The sequence below is a fragment of the Epibacterium sp. Ofav1-8 genome, assembly GCF_022348185.1.
In the GTDB taxonomy this organism is placed as follows: domain Bacteria; phylum Pseudomonadota; class Alphaproteobacteria; order Rhodobacterales; family Rhodobacteraceae; genus Epibacterium.
Window position 1 is genome coordinate 100,927 of record NZ_JAKRFD010000004.1, and the last position, 17,112, is coordinate 118,038.

A 17,112-nucleotide genomic window follows, 5' to 3' on the forward strand; every position below is an offset into this window, starting at 1 on the left:
GGGACCTTTCTCAGCCGCCGGGGGTCAGGAAGTGGCGGTCGCTCTGACCGGTGATAAAGGCGACGATTTCCTGCACATATTCGCTGTCGTTTTCGTCGCCCAATCGGCGGGCGCGTTCGGAAAACGTGCCCTCGCCCTGCGCCAGCATCTGAAACGCGGCCCGAAGCGCGGTGATATCGGCGCGGCTGACACCACGCCGCTTGAGCCCGACGAGGTTCAGCCCGTCCAGTTCCCCGCGCGAGGCCTGCACCAGACCGTAGGGAATGACGTCGTTGGTCACCATGGTGACGGCGCCGATAATGGCACCACGTCCGATGCGCACAAACTGATGGATGCCGGACAGACCGCCAATGATGACATCATCCTCGAGAATGCAGTGCCCAGCGACGGCGGCAGAGTTCACCACGATCACCCGATCCCCGATCTGGGCATCATGCGCGATGTGGCAGCCCGCCATGAACAGGCCATCGTCGCCGATGCGCGTCACACCGCCGCCCCCATCGGTGCCCGCGTTCACGGTCACATGTTCGCGGATGCGATTGCGCTTGCCGATGACGGTGCGGCACTTCTCGCCCTTGAATTTCAGATCCTGCGGGATTTCCCCCAGCACGGAGAAGGAAAACACCACCGTGTCCTCGCCGATCTCGGTGTCGCCGGTGACAACCACGTGGGATTTCAGCACCACCCGGTCGCCCAGAACCACCTCAGCGCCGACGATGCAGAACGGGCCGATCTCGCAGCCTTCGCCGATTTTGGCGCCATCCTCGATAATGGCGCTGGGGTGAATGGTGCTCATCAGCCGTCCTTTCCGTCCCGGTCGATCATCGCGGTGAACTCGGCCTCGGCCGCCAGTTCGCCGTCGACCGTGGCGCGACCGGAGAATTTGAAGATCTTGCCGCCGGGCTTGCCGCGCACGGTTTCCACATGCATTTCCAGCACGTCACCGGGCACAACCTTGCGGCGGAATTTGCATTTGTCGATGTTCATGAAATAGATCAGCATATCGGTGCCGATCAGATCCATGCCGACCCCCAGCATCACGCCCGAGGTCTGCGCCATGGCCTCGACGATGGTGACGCCCGGCATGATCGGCGTGCCCGGGAAATGGCCCTGGAAATGCGGCTCGTTCATGGTGACGTTCTTGATGCCACGCGCGGACTGATAGCCGTCGATGTCAACCACCTTGTCCACCAGCAGAAACGGGTAGCGATGCGGCAGGATTTGCTGGATCAGGCCGATGTCGGCGCTCTTGAGGTCGGGATTGGCGTCAGCACTCATGGGTCACGTTCCGTTTGTTATGTTTGGTTTTCCCTACCAAGCCAGCGGGAACGGGGCAAGCTCAGGGCTTGTCCGCCGGGGCCACATCCGCCTCTGCCCCATCCCCCAGAATGGCATCGACACGGGCAATCGCCAGATCGGTCACATCAATTGCCTCGGCGCTCAGCAAAACGGTGGATTGCTCCAGGATCGCCGCCGCACCGGTCTCCGTCATGATCCGTTCCAGGATCGGGATCGAGGTCTGGCGGAACTCGCGGCGGGCCTCTTCGCGGGCGTTGGTGATTTCCAGAAACTTTGCTTCCTGGGTGCGCCGGGTTTCCTGAACCTTCTGATCAAAGGCCTCGGCCAGGGCGCGAAACGCTTCTGGATCGGTGGTGGACCGACGTTCCGCAAGGTCCAGCTCTTCGGCACGCAGCTCGGCTTCGATACGGCGGTTTTCGGCCATCAGTACCGCGCTGCGCCCTTCCATCTCCTGCGCCACGCGCTTGCCATAGGCGCTTTCGGAAAACAGCCGATCAGAGTGGATCGTCAGCAGCAGGCTGCTTGGCACCCCGAGGTTCTGCTCCGGTGAAAACCCGCCGAGCCCCACCGTGGAGCCGACGCCCTGCGCCAGCGCGAGGCCACCGCAGGACAGCCAGGCCATCAGCCCGGCCATCCAGAGTTTGTGCAAGGTCGCGGCAGGTCGCAACGGGGTCAGAACCGCGCCTGAATGGTCAGGTCGAAGTTCCGCTCCTTGTCGTAGTCTTCCTTGACCAGCGCCTTGGAGAAGTTGAACCGCAAGGGGCCGATACCAGTTGTCCAAAGCACCGAGAAGCCGACCACATGGCGGAAGGAGCCATCACGCCCGACGACGTTGCCGCTGGCGCCCGCATTGGAATCGTCCAGCCCCCAAAGGTTGCCCACGTCATAGAACAGACCGCCACGGATCCCCAGTTCTTCGGGCAGGCCCAGCGGGAACTCCGCATCAAACCGCGCCACGGCATAGAGGTTGCCGCCAAGCGCATCGTCATAGGACCCGCCGCTGCCGGTTGCGGACTGATCCCGAGGACCGATACCGCCCGGTTCAAAACCGCGCAGGGTTTCCGACGCTAGCAGGAAGCGATCCACGGTGCGGCTGTTGTTGTCACCAAGCCAGCCCAGATAGCCGGTTTCGACCGTGGCCCGCAGGGTGACTTCCTCGTTGAAGACCAGTTTCTGCGCCACAAATTTGCTGGTGGCGCGGATATATTCGTTGTCGCCCCCGAGGCCCGCATAGTCAAAGCCGCCCTGGATCAGGAAACCGGCGGTCGGGTTCAGCCCTGCACGGCGGCTATCATAGGTGAAGGTCGCCCCGATGGAACTTGTAGTCCGCTTGCCCTCGGCGATATCGGCCTGCAGCACGGGACCTGCCAGCGGATCGCCGTTGCTGTCGTTGCCGCGGCCTTCCATCTCGTCCAGATCCAGCGCGTAGCGCAGTTGCAGGGACGTTGTATCGCTGGCGTCAAAGGTGATCGACGGGCGGAAGATAATCGCGGAGGTGTCGTATTGCGAAAAGCTCGATTCTGTCTCACTCAAACCTAGATTGATGGCAAATTGAAGGTCCCGGCCCAGCAGCTGAGGCTCTACAAACCGCAGGTTGTAGGCTTCTGTATCCTGCGCCGTGGAGATATTGAACGAGAGCTTCTGACCCCGACCGAGGAAGTTGTCCTCGGAAATGCCAATCGCCACACCGATCCCGTCATCGGCCGAGTAGGAGCCCCCCAGCGTGAACGAGCCGGTTGGCTGTTCCTCGACGTCCACATCGACGATGACTTCGCTTGGGGTGCTGCCCTCGCGCACATCGACCTCGGATTCGGAAAAGAACCCAAGCGCCCGGATGCGCTCGGCGCTGTTGCGGATCTCGCGCTGGTTCAACGGATCGCCTTCGACGATCTTGAACTGACGGCGGATCACCCGGTCGAGCGTGGTGGTATTGCCCTCGATGTCGATGCGCTCGACAAAGATCCGAGGACCGCGGACCATGGCAAATTCCACGTTCAGCGTCAGATCCCGGTCGTTGCGGGTCACCCGCGGTTCCACCCGCAGGAAATCGATCCCCTGCTTGACCGCCAGCTGTTCCAGCGTGGTGATCGCATTCTCGATCACCAGCGGCGAATAGGTGACGCCCGGTTTGACTCGCAGCTTGCTGCGATACGCGTCGGGATCGGCTTGGGGGAATTCGCTGGTGACGGTGATCTCGCCAAACTCGAACTTCTGCCCTTCGGTCACATCCACCACCAGGAAGGCGGCATCTCGTTCCTTGGTCACCTCGGCGTTCACGCCATTGATGCGGAAATCGACATAACCGCGCGAGCGGTAGAAATCCGTCAGCACCTGACGGTCGAACTGGATCCGGTCTTCGATCAGCGTATCCCGATTGATCAACGCCCGCAGGAAGGTCGCCTGTTTGGTTTCCAGCACCCGACGCAGACGCCGGTCGGAGAAGGCGCGGTTGCCGACGAAGGAGACGCGCTCCACCTCGACGGTATCGCCTTCGGAGATTTCGAACACCAGATCGACGCGATTGTCATTGCGGCGAATGATACGTGGGGTGACGCGCGAAGCCAGACGCCCTTGGGCACGGTAGAGATCGGCGATGGCCGCCGCGTCCCGCTCCGCCTGATCGGCGCTGAACACCCGGCGCGGCGAGGACAGCACGACTTCTGAAAGGGCATCGTCCTTCAGGCGTTTGTTACCCTCGAAATTGATCCGGCTGATGGTCGGGTATTCCACCACCTTGATGACCAGCGTGTTGCCGCGCGGGATCAGTTCCACGCTCTCGAACAGACCGCTGTCGAACACGCCGCGGTAGGCGTCATTCAAGGCGCCGCCGCTTACCGTCTCGCCCCGCGCCAGCCCGGTGTAGGCGACGATGGTCGAGCTTTGAATACGTTGATTGCCTTCGACACGCACATTGGTAAAGCGATAATCCTGGGCCCCGACCGAAAGCGGCGCCAGCCCCAATCCCAATGCCAGGACCGCGGACAATGCGGTGGATCCAAGAAACCTCTTTGCAGAAATCGACATTTCACACCCCCGGCGTGTCACGCGGGCCTGTGCCCCGCTCTTCCCCCAAGTCATTCGTTTTTTAACCCAACTTTATAGCAGCTTGAAAAAGGGCGTACCGGGTTTGCCTGCGGTTGTCAAAAACAAGAAAAGCAGCGGCGCAATGCCGCTGCTGTCTCGTTGCAGGGGAGTCACGTCCCTCTGCCTTAAAAATATGGCTGTGGCCGCCGGTTTTTGCGCCTGTTCAGAAGCTCGAGGCGATCCACGTTCCGGTCAGAATCGCCGCCGAAATGGCGCTAAGAAACAGCACTCGATCCACGTTCAGACGGACCAGCAGACTCAACCCGTGATAGGATTGCTCCAGCACTTGCATGACATGCTCCCGATTTTACGAAGACCGGTCAGGACGACCGGCCTCACTCACCCGGGATCTGGTCTACAGGCCGTTTGTGGCGAGAAAGCGGCGCCAATATGGCTCTCCGGCGCCGCCCACCTCTGATTGTATCAGCAAAACAGAATGTCGTTGCTGACGGAGAACAGCATCAGCCCCAGCACCAGCGCCAGGCCCATCATCATCAGCACCTGCATCGCACGGTCGTTGGGCGCTTTGCCGGTCACCGCCTCATAGGCGAAGAACACCAGATGCCCGCCATCCAGAACCGGCACCGGAAACAGGTTCAAGAGGCCAATGCCGGTGGACAAAGCCGCGATCAGCAGAATGAACTCCATCGCGCCCTGGCTTGCCATCGTGCCCGAGACCTCGGCGATCGCCACCGGGCCGGACAGGTTGCAGGTGCTGATCTGGCCGGTGATGATGTGTTTCAGCCCCGAGAGCGATTGCTCGATCATCACCCAGATCTGGGTGGTCGCGCGCCCAACCGCCACCAGCGGAGAGATCGACTCGGAGGCCGGTTCAAACGCCAGCCCGCCGGCAATGCCGATCCGCCAATGGGTTGCAAAGCCGCCCTCCGCCGTCGGTTCATCGGTGCGACGGGGCGTCAGCGTCACCTCACGCTCTCCGTCGCGGTTCCAGACGCCGAGCGTCAAGGGCGCGCCGTTGCCGGCCTCGACCTTTTCCTTCAACTGGCCGAAGGTGAAGATCTCATCGCCGTCGACGCTCTGGATCACGTCCCCCTCGCGCAGACCGGCGTCAGAGGCCGCACTGCGCGGCGCAACCCCCGTCACCAGACTGGGGCTCAGATAGGGGCCGCGTACAATGCGTTCCGCCCCGTCACGCAGGACGCGGTACTCCAGCACCGGCTCCACCGGCACCGCCTGCTCAAACGCGCTCCAGGCGGCCTGATCGGTAAAGGCCGGCGTCTCCAGACCGCTGATCGCCTTGATTTCATCCCCGGGGCGCAAGGTCAGGCTTTGATCCGGCAACGGACGAAGCTCTCCCACGGTCAGGGGATCTTTCATCTGGCCTTGCACCAGGATCACCCCGGTGAAGATCACGATCGACAGGATGAAGTTGAAGATCGGCCCCGCCGCGACGGTGGCCGAGCGCGCCCAGAGCGGTGCGCCGTGCATGGTCTTGCGCAGCAGCGCCGGGTCCTGTTCGGCTGCCGACAGGCTGCCGGTGTCCTTGCCCGAGGCCGCATCCGCATCGCCGAGGAATTTCACAAACCCGCCAAAGGGAAAGGCCGCAACCTGCCAGCGGGTGCCGCGTTTGTCGACACGGCTGGCCAGCACCGGACCGAAGCCAAGCGAGAACACCTCCGGGTGGATGCCGCACCAGCGCCCGACGATGTAGTGACCGTATTCATGCACGGCCACGATGATCGAAAGCAGAACAACAAAACTGCCAACCGTGTAGAGGAACCCGCTCAGCTGCGAGACCAGAGATACTGCGTCCAAAACTCTATCCTGTTCGTTGCGTCACGACCTGATCCGTCGCCTGCCGCGCCAGATCGTCAACTCGGGTGACGTTTTCAAGTGTCATTGCGGCGTCAATAAGGCCCGGATGCGCCTCCAGCGATGCCAACACCTGTTCAGTTATGGTCGCCATGTCGAGAAAGCCAATGCGCCCCGCGATAAAGTGATCGAGCGCCTGCTCCTTGGCCCCGTTGAAGGCCGCTCCGCTGAGACCACCACGCGCCATGACCTCCTGCGCCAGCCGCAGCGCCGGGTAGCGGTTGGGATCGGGCGCGCGAAACTCCAGCTGCCCCGCCGCCGCAAGATCCAGTCGCGGCACCGGCAGCGTCTTGCGCTCCGGCCAGTGCAGCGCATATCCGATCGCATGGCGCATGTCCGGCGCGCCAAGGTGGCTCATCAACGCGCCATCGCGAAACCCCACCAGGGCGTGGACCAGGGATTGCGGATGCACCAGCACCTCGATCTGGCTGGGGTCGACACCAAAGAACTCTCTGGTTTCAATGACTTCCAGAGCCTTATTGAACATGGAGGCACTGTCGATGGTGATCCGCTGCCCCATGTCCCAATTCGGATGCGAGGAGGCCTGCGCAAGGGTCGCGGTCCGCAGGGCCTCCAGCGGCCAATCCCGAAACGCACCACCGGAGGCGGTGATGATGATCCGCTCGACCTCGTCTAGGCGCTCGCCCACAAGCGCCTGAAACACGGCGGAATGTTCACTGTCCACCGGCAGGATGCGGGCACCGTGGCGCTCTGCGGTCTGCATCAGCAGCGCCCCGGCACAGACCAGCGACTCCTTGTTGGCGAGGGCCAGGGTGGTCCCCTGCTCCAGCGCCTTGAGGCCCGGCGCAAGCCCGGCGGCCCCGACGATGGCCGACATGATCCAGTCCGCCGGTCGGCTGGCAGCCTCCAGCAGCGCCTCCGGGCCAGCGGCGGCTTCGACCGCGCTTCCGGCGAGGGCCGCGCGCAACTCCGGCAGGCGCGCATCATGGGCGGTGACGGCGATCTCCGCGCGCAGCTCAATGGCGTCCTGCGCCAGTTGCGCGATATTGTGCCCCCCGGTCAGCGCCACCACGTCATAGGCATCCGGCTGGCGGCGGATCAGGTCGATGGTGTTCTGCCCGATGGAGCCGGTGGCCCCGAATATGGAAATCTTTCTCATCGCCGATCATTCCTCATCCGCGTCGCAGGCGATCCTGTCAGGACAGGACCATCGCAACCACGAAACACAGCGCCCCGGCCCCCAGCATCCCGTCAAAGCGGTCGAACACGCCGCCATGGCCCGGGATCAGCTGGCTGGAGTCCTTGACGCCCAGGTATCGCTTCAATGCGCTTTCGGCGATGTCACCCGCCTGGCTGGCCATAGAGACCACCACCGAGAGAGGGATAACGCTGGCGGGCAGCCCGCCGAGCCAGGCAAACAGCACTCCGATCACCGCCGCAGCCACCCAGCCACCAGCGGTGCCGGACCAGGTTTTCTTGGGGCTGACAGCCGGCCAGAACTTCGGCCCGCCAAAATGCTTACCCGCAAAATAGCCCGCGACATCCGTCGCAACCACCACCAGGATCAGCCAGAGCATCCAGCCAAAGCCATAGGCGTCACGCAGCCAGATCAGCCCGAAGCCCCCCAGCAGCACCCAGCCCGCAATCATGAGGAAATAGCGGCGCCGCGACTGCAGCACCCAGGCCCCGGCCGCCAGCGGCACCGCCAGCACCAGCGGCATCAGCAGCAGGGGCAGCATCGCGGCCAACAGTATTGCAAGCGCCGCCAACAGGCCGCAACCCAGGGCTGGCAGGCTCAGGTCGGCGCGGTACATGCGCAGCAGCTCCCAGAACACCGCCCCAAGGCATGCGGCCACAAACACGAGGAAGGCAAGCCCGCCGATCGCCAGAGACCCGCCCCCGAGCCCCAGCAGCACCGCAGCTGACAGGCTCCGGGTCCGCAAGTCGGCCCAACGGCCCGGCGTCTGCGCAAAAGGGGATCGGGCGCTCATGTCTTCACCGCGCCAAACCGCCGGTCCCGGCGCCCATAGCTGCGACACAGGCGCGCCAGTTCCTCGGCGGTGAAATCCGGCCAGAGCGTATCGATGAACTCGTATTCGGCATAGGCCGACTGCCACAGCAGGAAGTTCGAAATCCGCGCCTCGCCCGAGGTCCGGATCACCAGATCCGGATCAGGCAACACATGGGTATCGAGGTAGCGCGGCAGCGTTTCCTCATCGACGTTTTCCGGGTCAAGCTTGCCATCGGCAACATCCTGGGCCAGCCGCTTGGTGGCGCGGGCGACCTCGTCGCGACCGCCGTAATTGAGCGCGATGGTCAGATGCGTGCCGTCATTGGTCTCGGTTTCACGCTCCAGCGCATCCATCAGCTGGATCAGTTTCCGATCCAGCCGCACCCGGTCGCCGATAAAGCGCACGCGCACGTTCTTGGCCGCCAGCGCCTTCATTTCCTTGGAGATATAGCGCCGGAACAGGCTCATCAGACCGGCAACTTCAACCTGGGTGCGTTTCCAGTTCTCGGTCGAAAAGGCAAATATCGTCAGGTATTTGACCCCGAGGTCCGGACAGCATTCCACCACTTCGCGCACCCGGCGGGCACCGGCGTGATGGCCAAACAGCCGCGGCCGCCCGCGTGCCTGCGCCCAACGACCATTGCCATCCATGATAATGGCAATGTGCCGGGGCCCGTCACCAGAGCCACCCGGGTCCGCTGCGTCTACGGCCGGTGTGCCGCTGTCCGTCCCAAAGGCCATAAGCGCGGATCAGACCTGCATGATTTCGGCTTGCTTGGTTTCAAGCGCATCATCGACGGATTTGATCATCTTGTCGGTCAGTTCCTGGACCTCGGTCTCCCAGAATTTCTGGTCGTCCTCGGACATGCCGTCGGCCTTGGCCTTCTTGATCTGGTCCATGCCGTCGCGACGCACGTTGCGGATCGAGACCCGGGCGTGTTCGGCGTATTGGCCCGCCACCTTGCCCAGCTCGCGGCGGCGCTCTTCGTTCAGCTCCGGGATCGGCAGCATGATGATGGTGCCATTGAGCTGCGGGTTGATGCCAAGACCCGACTCGCGGATCGCTTTCTCCACCTTGCCCACGAGGGATTTGTCCCAGACATTGATGGTGACCATGCGCGGTTCCGGCACGTTCACGGTGCCGACCTGGTTGATCGGTGTCATCGAGCCGTAGGCGTCGACCATCACCGGCTCCAGCATCGAGGCGGAGGCGCGACCGGTCCGCAACGACGCGAATTCGGTCTTCAGGTTCGCCATCGCACCATCCATGCGGCGTTTCAGGTCATCGGTGTCCAGTTCGAAATCATCAGACATGCTGCTCTCCCCTTGCTTGAGGCGGTCTTGAGGACGGCTCTTACGCCATCAGGTGTCTCTTGTATAGCGATCTCGGCGGACAAACACCCGCGAAACCTTCGGAACGTGGTGAAATTCCACGCAAAACAGGCGCCGGACTGGCGACGGCGCGAGGCGCCGTTCACCCTGGCCCAGTCAGCCGCAACCCTGTCAGCCGTGCACCTTGGTATAGGTGCCCTCGCCCGCCAGAACGCCCCGGAACCCGCCGGGTTCATCAAGGCCAAAGACAATCAGGGGCAGATTGTTGTCGCGCGCCAGCGCGATGGCAGAGGCATCCATGACCTTGAGACGTTTCGCCAGAACATCGTCATAGCTGACGCTGTCATACCGCTTGGCATCATCGTTGGTCTTGGGATCCTTGTCATAGACACCATCGACGCCGTTCTTGCCCATGAAGATCGCTTCGCAATTCATTTCATTGGCCCGCAGCGTGGCGGCGGTGTCGGTGGTGAAATAGGGGTTGCCGGTGCCGGCAGCAAAAATGCAGACCCGCTTTTTCTCCAGGTGACGCACCGCGCGGCGGCGGATGTAGGGCTCTGCCACCTCATCCATGCGGATGGCGGAAATCACCCGTGTGAACACGCCCAGATCCTCGAGCGCTGATTGCATCCCCAGCGCGTTCATGACGGTGGCCAGCATCCCCATGTAGTCCGCCGTGGTGCGCTCCATCCCCTGGGCAGAACCGGACAGCCCGCGAAAGATGTTGCCGCCGCCGATCACCATGCAGATCTCGACGCCAAGGTCGTGCACCGACTTCACCTCTTCGGCGATTCTGCGCACGGTTGGCGGGTGCAGGCCGAACCCCTGCGTTCCCATCAGGGCCTCGCCGGAAATCTTCAGCATCACACGGTTATAGCTGGCGGCCGTCGAGACGTCCGGCTGGTCAGGGGTTTCGGGCATGTTGCGCTCCGCAATATGTCGGGGTTAAATCTCGCGGCAAAATGGAGCAAAAGCCGCCGAGGATCAATCCGGGCTGCCGGATAATTGCCGATCTTCTTCGGGCTCTCCCTCTGACATGGATGCGTTCCCCGAGGCGCGCAGCGGAAAACATTGATAGATTTGACAAATATCCCCGCCGACCGTCCTGTGCTGATCGCCGGCCCGACAGCCTCCGGCAAATCGGAGCTGGCGCTGCGCATCGCCGACCGGGATGGCGGCGTCATCGTGAACGCCGATGCAAGCCAGGTCTACGCGTGCTGGCGGGTGGTTACGGCCCGTCCCAGCGTAGAGGACGAATCCCGTGCGCCGCATCGGCTTTATGGTCATCTGAGCCATGACGCGCCCTATTCTGCCGGGCACTGGCTGCGCGAGGTCGCACCGCTGCTGACCGGGCCCGAGCGGCCCATTATCGTCGGCGGCACCGGGCTCTATTTCCTGGCGCTGACCGAAGGCATGGCAGAAATCCCCGCCACACCGGCCCCGGTCCGTGCCGAAGCCGACCTGATGTCGCTGGAGGCCCTGTCCGCAGAGCTGGATGCAGAGACATGTGCCCGTATCGACATGCAGAATCGCGCGCGCGTGCAACGGGCCTGGGAGGTGTTGCGGGCCACCGGACGACCGCTGGCGCAATGGCAGAATGACACCCCGCCCCCGTTGCTGCCCCCCGAGGCCTGTACCGCGTTGGTGGTCGAGGCGGAGCGCGACTGGCTGGAGGCGCGTATCCGGCACCGGTTTTCGCGAATGATGGCGGCGGGGGCCCTGGAGGAAGCCCGCGCCATGCAGAGCCGGTACGATCCCGCGCTGCCCTCCTGCAAGGCGATCGGGGTGCCGGAACTGATGGCCCATCTGCGCGGCGAACTCACGGTCGAGGAAACCGCGGAACGGGCCTCCATCGCCACCCGTCAATATGCCAAACGACAGCGGACCTGGTTCCGCGCCCGCATGTCGCAATGGTTAAAACTGGTACCGGAACCGTAAAAACGCGGCAAAATCCGCTTCTGTAACAGCGGTTTTTGGCCTTCTGGCGAAAAAGCGGCAAAAAAATTGATCGAATCACGCGCGCGGGTCAAGGTCCCATGCACTTAGGATTGGAACGACCTGAACGCCGCCATGTCATATGCCCCGCCTCTCTCCGGCCCGCTGGACGTCAGCCCGCTGCTGCGGCTCGTGTCCGGCGATTCCTGGCAGGTGGAACTGGCGCATGAACGTGACTGCCACCTGTTGATCTGGGTCACCCGGGGCCAGGGACGGGCGCTGCTGGATGGGCAGCGTCGCGGTTTTGGCCCTCATACGGTGCTGTCGATTCCCGCGCGATCGCTGTTTTCGCTGGAAGTCGGGCGCCAGAGCATCGGACAGGTGCTGCGCATTGGCGAAACCATGCCCTGCGCCCTGCCCGACCAGCCGATGCAGATGCGGATCGGTGATATGCAGGAACAGGCCCGTCTCAACACATTGTTCGAGGCGACCCAGCGCGAACAGCAGTTGGGGGACACCCACAGCCCCCGCGCAATCCTCAGCTACGGCGAACTCATCGGCATCCACCTGCAACGCCTGTGGGCGGCAGCGCCCGAGAATGGCAAGGTCAGCGCGGCCCGACGCCTGTCGCGGGCCTTTTGCCAGCGGCTTGCTGCGGATTCCGAGGGCGTCTTCAACATGGCGGGCCACGCGGCGGAACTGGGGGTGACGCCGACGCATCTGACCCGGGTCTGCAAGCAGGAAACCGGCAAGACCGCCGCCGCGCTGCTGACCGAACGCCAGTTGCACGCCGCTCGCAGCCTGTTGGTCCGCACCAGCCTGCCGATGCGCGACATTGCCCATTCGCTGGGCTTTGGCAGCGCGGCTTATTTCACCCGTTTCATCACCCAGCACACCGGCGAAACCCCCAGCGCCCTGCGCAAGATGGCACGCGAGTCGGCCCGCCCCGCGGCGCTGGCGTCCTGACATCGGTGCGTGTATCCTGATTGCGCCACCAAACTGGACACAAGTGTCGTTTTGTCAAAACCGACAGGGAGAATGTCGCATTTTTACCGTCTGGTGCCGATACTGTGCATTGACGTCGGCCCGGATCTGTTGCCGTATGGTGAGGCTGAGAAACATTGTGACAATTCAACTACCTCAGCGCGATATAAAATAGCCCGCGACTGAGAACCTCGTGACCGAGGGCGCCCTTCAAATGACGGTCTAGAACAGGGAGACATCAATGACCACCACCACACTCAAGAGCTCGACCCCCCATTGGGCGGCAGAGATGCACGCGCAGGAACTGAAAGCCGGCAAGATCTCCCGGCGCGAATTCCTGACCCGTGCCACCGCTCTGGGCGTATCCGCCACTGCCGCCTACGGCATGATCGGCCTGTCCGCCCCGGCCCGCGCTGCCGGCGACATGCAGGAAGGCGGCACCATGCGTGTCCAGATGAACGTCCGCGGCCTGAAGGATCCGCGCACCTATGACTGGTCCGAAATCGGCAACGAGACCCGCGGCACGCTGGAGTATCTGGTCGAATACAACAACGACGGCACCTTCACCCCCATGCTGCTGGAAAGCTGGGAAGTGAACGACAGCGCCGACGAATATACATTGAATGTCCGCAAGGGCGTGAAATGGAACAACGGCGACGATTTCACCGCCGAGGACGTGGCGCGCAACATCGCCGGCTGGTGCGACAAGGACATGGAAGGCAACTCCATGGCCGGCCGTTTCGGCAGCCTGATCGACCCCGACACCAACAAGGCCATCGACGGCGCGATCGAGGTGGTCGACAGCCACACCGTGAAGCTGAAGCTTCCGAACTCCGACATCTCGATCATTCCGGGCATGGCGGACTATCCGGCGGCGATCACCCACGCCAGCTTTAGCGCGGATGATGCACAGAACGCGGTCGGCACCGGCCCCTATCTGATCTCCGAACTCGAGGTCGGCGTGAAATGCACCCTGACCCGCAACGAGGACCACACCTGGTGGGGCGAAGAGGTCTTTGGCCGTCCGGCGCTGGACAGCATCGAATACATCGACTTCGGCACCGACCCGTCCTCGTGGCTGTCGGCGCTGGAAGCGGAAGAAGTGGACATGCTCTACGAATCCGTGGGCGAATTCATCGACGTGATGGACGCGCTGGGCTTTGTGAAGTCCGAAGTTGTGACCATGTCCACCATCGTGATCCGTCCCAACCAGCTGGCCGAGATCGATGGCAAGAAGCCCTATGCCGATCAGCGCGTGCGCAAGGCGTTGCAGATGGCGATCGACAATGATGTCTGCCTGGAACTGGGATATGGCAACCGCGGCGTTGTCGCCGAGCATCACCATGTCGGCCCGGCGCACCCGGAATATGCCGAACTGCCCAAGCAGGAAGTCGATGTCGAAGGCGCCCGCGCCCTGATGGAAGAAGCCGGCATGATGGATTTCGAGCACGAGATCATCTCCATCGACGACGACTGGCGCAAGAACACCACCGATGCGGTGGCCGCTCAGCTGCGCGACGCGGGCTTCAAGGTGAAGCGCACCGTCCTGCCCGGCTCCACCTTCTGGAACGACTGGACCAAATATCCGTTCAGCTCCACCAACTGGAACCACCGTCCGCTTGGCGTTCAGATCTGGGCGCTGGCCTATCGTTCGGGCGAGGCCTGGAACGAATTCGGCTGGTCCAACGAGGAGTTCGATCAGATCCTGTCCGACGCGCTGGCGATCGCCGATGCCGACAAGCGCCGCGAAATCGTCGCCAAGGGCGAGAAGCTGATCCAGGACGAGGGTGTCACCATCCAGCCCTACTGGAAATCACTGTTCCGCCACATGCGCGAGGGCGTGATGGGGGCTGACATGCACATCTCCTACGAGCACCACCACTACAAGTGGGGCTGGGCGGCCTGATCGCCTGAGATCACGCCCACGCCTGATGCTCCGTCCCCGGCCCCTGCGGTCCGGGGGCGGACAACCCAAAGAAAAACAAGAACAGCTACACGATAAAAACGGCCCCCACCGGATCGGAAGACCCAGTTCCGGACCGCATCAGGGCCAGCCGACCGCCAGTCTGCAGGGGATCACATGGGACTATTCATATTGCGTCGTTCGGGCGTGATGATCATCACGGCATTGTGCCTGACGTTCATCGTGTTCTTTCTGACCAACCTCTATCCGAACCTTGAAAAACTCGCCAAGACCGAGGGCAACTTCCGCATGTCGGACGAGGCCGTCGCCAGTTGGCTTGAGAAGAACGGCTACGCCCAGCCCATAGCGGTGAAATACGGCCAGTGGCTCGGGGTTGTGCCCGGCTGGACCCGCACCGAAGACGGCACGGTGACCGGCCGCTGTCTGGATGGCGGCGTCTCGCCCGAAGTGGCGGCGGATGCGCCGCGCTATTGTGGCATCATCCAGGGCGACTGGGGCTATTCGACCCGGTTCAAGACCGAGGTCGGCGAAATCATCGAAACCCGTCTGGGCAACACCGGCTACCTGATGATGTGGGTGCTGATCCTGATGGTGCCCTCCGCACTCATCATCGGCGTCCTGGCCGGCATGCGCGAGGGATCGGCCACCGACCGGTCGCTGTCGACCCTGTCGATCATGACCACGGCCACCCCCGAATATGTCTCCGGCGTGATCTTCATCGCGGTGTTTGCCTCCTCCACCGTGGGGCTCAAATGGTTCAAGGGCACCGCCACGGCGGCAATGGAGAACCCGACGTTCGAGAACTTCTTCCTGCCGGTGCTGACCATCGCGCTCTATGGCATGGGCTATATCGCGCGGATGACGCGCGCCTCGATGACAGAGGTGATGACCGCGCAATATATCCGCACCGCGCGCCTCAAAGGGGTCAGCTTTCCGAACATCGTTCTGAAACACGCCCTGCGCAACGCGCTGATCGCCCCCTTCACGGTCATCATGCTCCAGTTCCCCTGGCTCCTGAACGGCGTGGTCATCGTGGAAAGCCTGTTCAACTACAAAGGCTTTGGCTGGGCGCTTGTGGAGGCCGCCAGCAACAACGACATCGAGCTGCTTCTTGCGGTCTCCGTTGTCTCCGTCGTCGTGGTTCTGTTGACGCAGCTGATTTCCGATATCGGCTATATCTTCCTGAACCCACGTATCCGTATCTCTTAAGGCAGGAGGCTTTTCATGGATCCCTTGACCTGGACAGGCGCTCTTGCCTTTCTCAACCCGATCTACCAGATCGCGCTTCTGCTGCTGGCTGCGGCGATCGTGATCTGGATGGTGATGTCCATCCTCAGCGCCGGCACCCGTCAGGTGGCCAATGCGGACGGCACCGTCACGCTGGCGGGCAATCCGCAGGCGATGGCGAGCCTGGGCGTGCGCTTTGCGTTCCTTGCGGTCGCCGCCCTGTCGCTGGCCTACCTCCTGCTGGGGCTGGTGATGAACACCGGCGCCGGCATCGTCGGCGCGATGTCGCGCCAACTGCTGCCGACCTGGGTCGCGCTGGTTGTGCTCTTTGGCCTGTCGATCAGCTTCAAGCGTCGCCTCGGCCTCTATGGCAAACTGTTTGACAGCCCCATCGGCATGATCGGCTTTGGCCTTGTCATGTTCTGGGTGTTCACCGGAATCTTTGCCGCCGCCGACCTGATCGCCACGCATGACCCGCTGGCACAGGTCTCCGGCATGAAGAACAAGGTTCCCGGCACACCGCTGCGTGGGGCCGAAGACGGCGAATACGCCTGGTATCTTCTGGGCGGTGACAACCTCGCCCGCGACGTGTTCTCGCGCATGGTCAAAGGCGCCTGGGAGGTGCTGAAATACGCGCCGCTGGCCACGCTCTTTGCCTTTATGGTGGGGATCACCCTGGGGCTTCCGGCGGGCTACTACGGTGGTCGTCTGGATACGGTGCTGTCGTTCCTTGCCAACCTCATCCTCGCCTTCCCGGTGATCCTGCTGTTCTATCTGCTGGTGACGCCGGAGATCGTGGCCACCGGCCTGCCGCAGTTCATGGCTGTCGTGCTCTTTGCCTTTCCGATGGTGTTCTGCGGCGTGTTGATCCACTCGCGGTTCCGCACCCAGCCCAACAAGGACTACATGTGGCTGGCGCTGGTGCTGGTGCCCATGTTCCTGCTCTACATGTCGCTGATCAATGCGCGCGGCTCCAAGATCGACTTCTGGCCGCTTGATTTCTTTGACATTCCCGGCGGCGTGCTGGTGGTGTTCGTGTCGGTGGTCTTTGTGAACTCGCCCACCGTGTTCCGCATCGTTCGCGGCCTGGCGCTGGACATCAAGACCCGCGATTACGTGGCTGCGGCGCAGACCCGGGGCGAGCGGCCCTGGTACATCATGCTGTGGGAGATCCTGCCCAACGTGCGCGGTCCGCTGATCGTCGATTTCTGCCTGCGCATCGGCTACACCACGATCCTGCTTGGGACGCTCGGCTTCTTTGGCCTCGGCCTGCCGCCGGAAAGCCCGGATTGGGGCTCCACGATCAACGACGGGCGCAAGCTGTTGTCGATCTACCTGCACCCGGCCCTGCCGCCCGCGGTGGCGCTGATGAGCCTGGTGCTGGGCCTCAACCTGCTGGCCGACGGCCTGCGCGAAGAGAGCCTCAAGGACTGATGTGAGCTTTGCCGGGGGCACCGCCCCCGGCCCCCAAGATATTCAGGGCCAAAAGAAGCGATCCCATATCGCCCGGCCCACCAGGGAG

At 62.9% G+C, this 17,112-nt stretch carries 16 protein-coding genes; 5 read left to right on the top strand and 11 right to left on the bottom strand.

Annotated elements, in window-relative coordinates:
* Positions 1 to 10 precede the first annotated feature (10 nt).
* The 11 genes from lpxA to pyrH all read right to left on the bottom strand — a co-directional run bounded on the left by lpxA (position 11) and on the right by pyrH (position 10,441).
* Positions 11 to 796, bottom strand: coding sequence for an acyl-ACP--UDP-N-acetylglucosamine O-acyltransferase (lpxA, locus tag MHM97_RS07915; RefSeq protein WP_239321602.1), 786 nt, complete (start codon positions 794 to 796; stop codon positions 11 to 13).
* Entirely contained in the window at positions 796 to 1,278 is a 483-nt protein-coding gene (gene fabZ / locus MHM97_RS07920) for a 3-hydroxyacyl-ACP dehydratase FabZ (protein WP_005617880.1), read from the bottom strand. Before fabZ ends, lpxA begins: the two co-directional genes overlap by 1 nt.
* 61 nt (positions 1,279 to 1,339) lie before the next feature.
* Complete coding sequence (locus MHM97_RS07925) at positions 1,340 to 1,921, bottom strand: OmpH family outer membrane protein (RefSeq protein ID WP_239321604.1); 582 nt, start codon at positions 1,919 to 1,921, stop codon at positions 1,340 to 1,342.
* Positions 1,922 to 1,971: 50 nt separating this feature from the next.
* Positions 1,972 to 4,323: an outer membrane protein assembly factor BamA gene (bamA, locus tag MHM97_RS07930; RefSeq protein ID WP_239321606.1), complete on the bottom strand. Its 2,352-nt coding sequence runs from the start codon at positions 4,321 to 4,323 to the stop codon at positions 1,972 to 1,974.
* A gap of 223 nt (positions 4,324 to 4,546) precedes the next feature.
* On the bottom strand, positions 4,547 to 4,675 hold the full coding sequence (locus MHM97_RS22740) for a hypothetical protein (protein ID WP_255729557.1): 129 nt from the start codon (positions 4,673 to 4,675) through the stop codon (positions 4,547 to 4,549).
* 131 nt (positions 4,676 to 4,806) lie between these two features.
* Positions 4,807 to 6,159, bottom strand: coding sequence for an RIP metalloprotease RseP (rseP, locus tag MHM97_RS07935; protein ID WP_239321608.1), 1,353 nt, complete (start codon positions 6,157 to 6,159; stop codon positions 4,807 to 4,809).
* Between the two features lie 4 nt (positions 6,160 to 6,163).
* Complete coding sequence (dxr, locus tag MHM97_RS07940; RefSeq protein ID WP_239321610.1) at positions 6,164 to 7,336, bottom strand: 1-deoxy-D-xylulose-5-phosphate reductoisomerase; 1,173 nt, start codon at positions 7,334 to 7,336, stop codon at positions 6,164 to 6,166.
* Between the two features lie 37 nt (positions 7,337 to 7,373).
* Positions 7,374 to 8,168: a phosphatidate cytidylyltransferase gene (locus MHM97_RS07945; RefSeq protein ID WP_239321611.1), complete on the bottom strand. Its 795-nt coding sequence runs from the start codon at positions 8,166 to 8,168 to the stop codon at positions 7,374 to 7,376.
* On the bottom strand, positions 8,165 to 8,929 hold the full coding sequence (locus tag MHM97_RS07950; RefSeq protein ID WP_255729558.1) for an isoprenyl transferase: 765 nt from the start codon (positions 8,927 to 8,929) through the stop codon (positions 8,165 to 8,167). The genes MHM97_RS07945 and MHM97_RS07950 overlap by 4 nt, the downstream gene beginning before the upstream one ends.
* A 9-nt stretch (positions 8,930 to 8,938) precedes the next feature.
* Positions 8,939 to 9,502 (bottom strand): ribosome recycling factor, encoded by a 564-nt coding sequence (frr, locus tag MHM97_RS07955; protein ID WP_239321613.1) that lies wholly within the window; start codon positions 9,500 to 9,502, stop codon positions 8,939 to 8,941.
* 189 nt (positions 9,503 to 9,691) lie between these two features.
* Entirely contained in the window at positions 9,692 to 10,441 is a 750-nt protein-coding gene (gene pyrH, locus MHM97_RS07960; protein ID WP_239321615.1) for a UMP kinase, read from the bottom strand.
* 153 nt (positions 10,442 to 10,594) lie between these two features.
* Between pyrH and miaA the strand changes: the two genes are divergently transcribed.
* From miaA to MHM97_RS07985, 5 genes are all read left to right on the top strand, one after another.
* Positions 10,595 to 11,458, top strand: a complete 864-nt coding sequence (miaA, locus tag MHM97_RS07965; RefSeq protein WP_239322034.1) for a tRNA (adenosine(37)-N6)-dimethylallyltransferase MiaA — start codon at positions 10,595 to 10,597, stop codon at positions 11,456 to 11,458.
* A gap of 132 nt (positions 11,459 to 11,590) precedes the next feature.
* Positions 11,591 to 12,421: an AraC family transcriptional regulator gene (locus MHM97_RS07970; RefSeq protein ID WP_239321617.1), complete on the top strand. Its 831-nt coding sequence runs from the start codon at positions 11,591 to 11,593 to the stop codon at positions 12,419 to 12,421.
* A gap of 259 nt (positions 12,422 to 12,680) precedes the next feature.
* Positions 12,681 to 14,345, top strand: coding sequence for an ABC transporter substrate-binding protein (locus tag MHM97_RS07975; RefSeq protein ID WP_239321619.1), 1,665 nt, complete (start codon positions 12,681 to 12,683; stop codon positions 14,343 to 14,345).
* A gap of 174 nt (positions 14,346 to 14,519) precedes the next feature.
* A complete protein-coding gene (locus tag MHM97_RS07980) occupies positions 14,520 to 15,572 on the top strand; it encodes an ABC transporter permease (protein WP_239321621.1) in 1,053 nt (350 codons plus the stop codon).
* A 15-nt stretch (positions 15,573 to 15,587) separates the two neighbouring features.
* Positions 15,588 to 17,024 (top strand): ABC transporter permease, encoded by a 1,437-nt coding sequence (locus MHM97_RS07985; RefSeq protein WP_239321623.1) that lies wholly within the window; start codon positions 15,588 to 15,590, stop codon positions 17,022 to 17,024.
* Positions 17,025 to 17,112: the final 88 nt, after the last annotated feature.

Excerpts from the sequence above, each read along its gene's own strand:
- lpxA (WP_239321602.1), bottom strand. The coding sequence starts at position 796 with ATGAGCACCATTCACCCCAGCGCCATTATCGAGGATGGCGCCAAAATC.
- fabZ (WP_005617880.1), bottom strand. The coding sequence starts at position 1,278 with ATGAGTGCTGACGCCAATCCCGACCTCAAGAGCGCCGACATCGGCCTG.
- MHM97_RS07925 (WP_239321604.1), bottom strand. The coding sequence starts at position 1,921 with ATGGCCTGGCTGTCCTGCGGTGGCCTCGCGCTGGCGCAGGGCGTCGGC.
- bamA (WP_239321606.1), bottom strand. The coding sequence starts at position 4,323 with ATGTCGATTTCTGCAAAGAGGTTTCTTGGATCCACCGCATTGTCCGCG.
- MHM97_RS22740 (WP_255729557.1), bottom strand. The coding sequence starts at position 4,675 with ATGCAAGTGCTGGAGCAATCCTATCACGGGTTGAGTCTGCTGGTCCGT.
- dxr (WP_239321610.1), bottom strand. The coding sequence starts at position 7,336 with ATGAGAAAGATTTCCATATTCGGGGCCACCGGCTCCATCGGGCAGAAC.
- MHM97_RS07945 (WP_239321611.1), bottom strand. The coding sequence starts at position 8,168 with ATGAGCGCCCGATCCCCTTTTGCGCAGACGCCGGGCCGTTGGGCCGAC.
- MHM97_RS07950 (WP_255729558.1), bottom strand. The coding sequence starts at position 8,929 with ATGGCCTTTGGGACGGACAGCGGCACACCGGCCGTAGACGCAGCGGAC.
- frr (WP_239321613.1), bottom strand. The coding sequence starts at position 9,502 with ATGTCTGATGATTTCGAACTGGACACCGATGACCTGAAACGCCGCATG.
- pyrH (WP_239321615.1), bottom strand. The coding sequence starts at position 10,441 with ATGCCCGAAACCCCTGACCAGCCGGACGTCTCGACGGCCGCCAGCTAT.
- MHM97_RS07970 (WP_239321617.1), top strand. The coding sequence starts at position 11,591 with ATGTCATATGCCCCGCCTCTCTCCGGCCCGCTGGACGTCAGCCCGCTG.
- MHM97_RS07975 (WP_239321619.1), top strand. The coding sequence starts at position 12,681 with ATGACCACCACCACACTCAAGAGCTCGACCCCCCATTGGGCGGCAGAG.
- MHM97_RS07980 (WP_239321621.1), top strand. The coding sequence starts at position 14,520 with ATGGGACTATTCATATTGCGTCGTTCGGGCGTGATGATCATCACGGCA.
- MHM97_RS07985 (WP_239321623.1), top strand. The coding sequence starts at position 15,588 with ATGGATCCCTTGACCTGGACAGGCGCTCTTGCCTTTCTCAACCCGATC.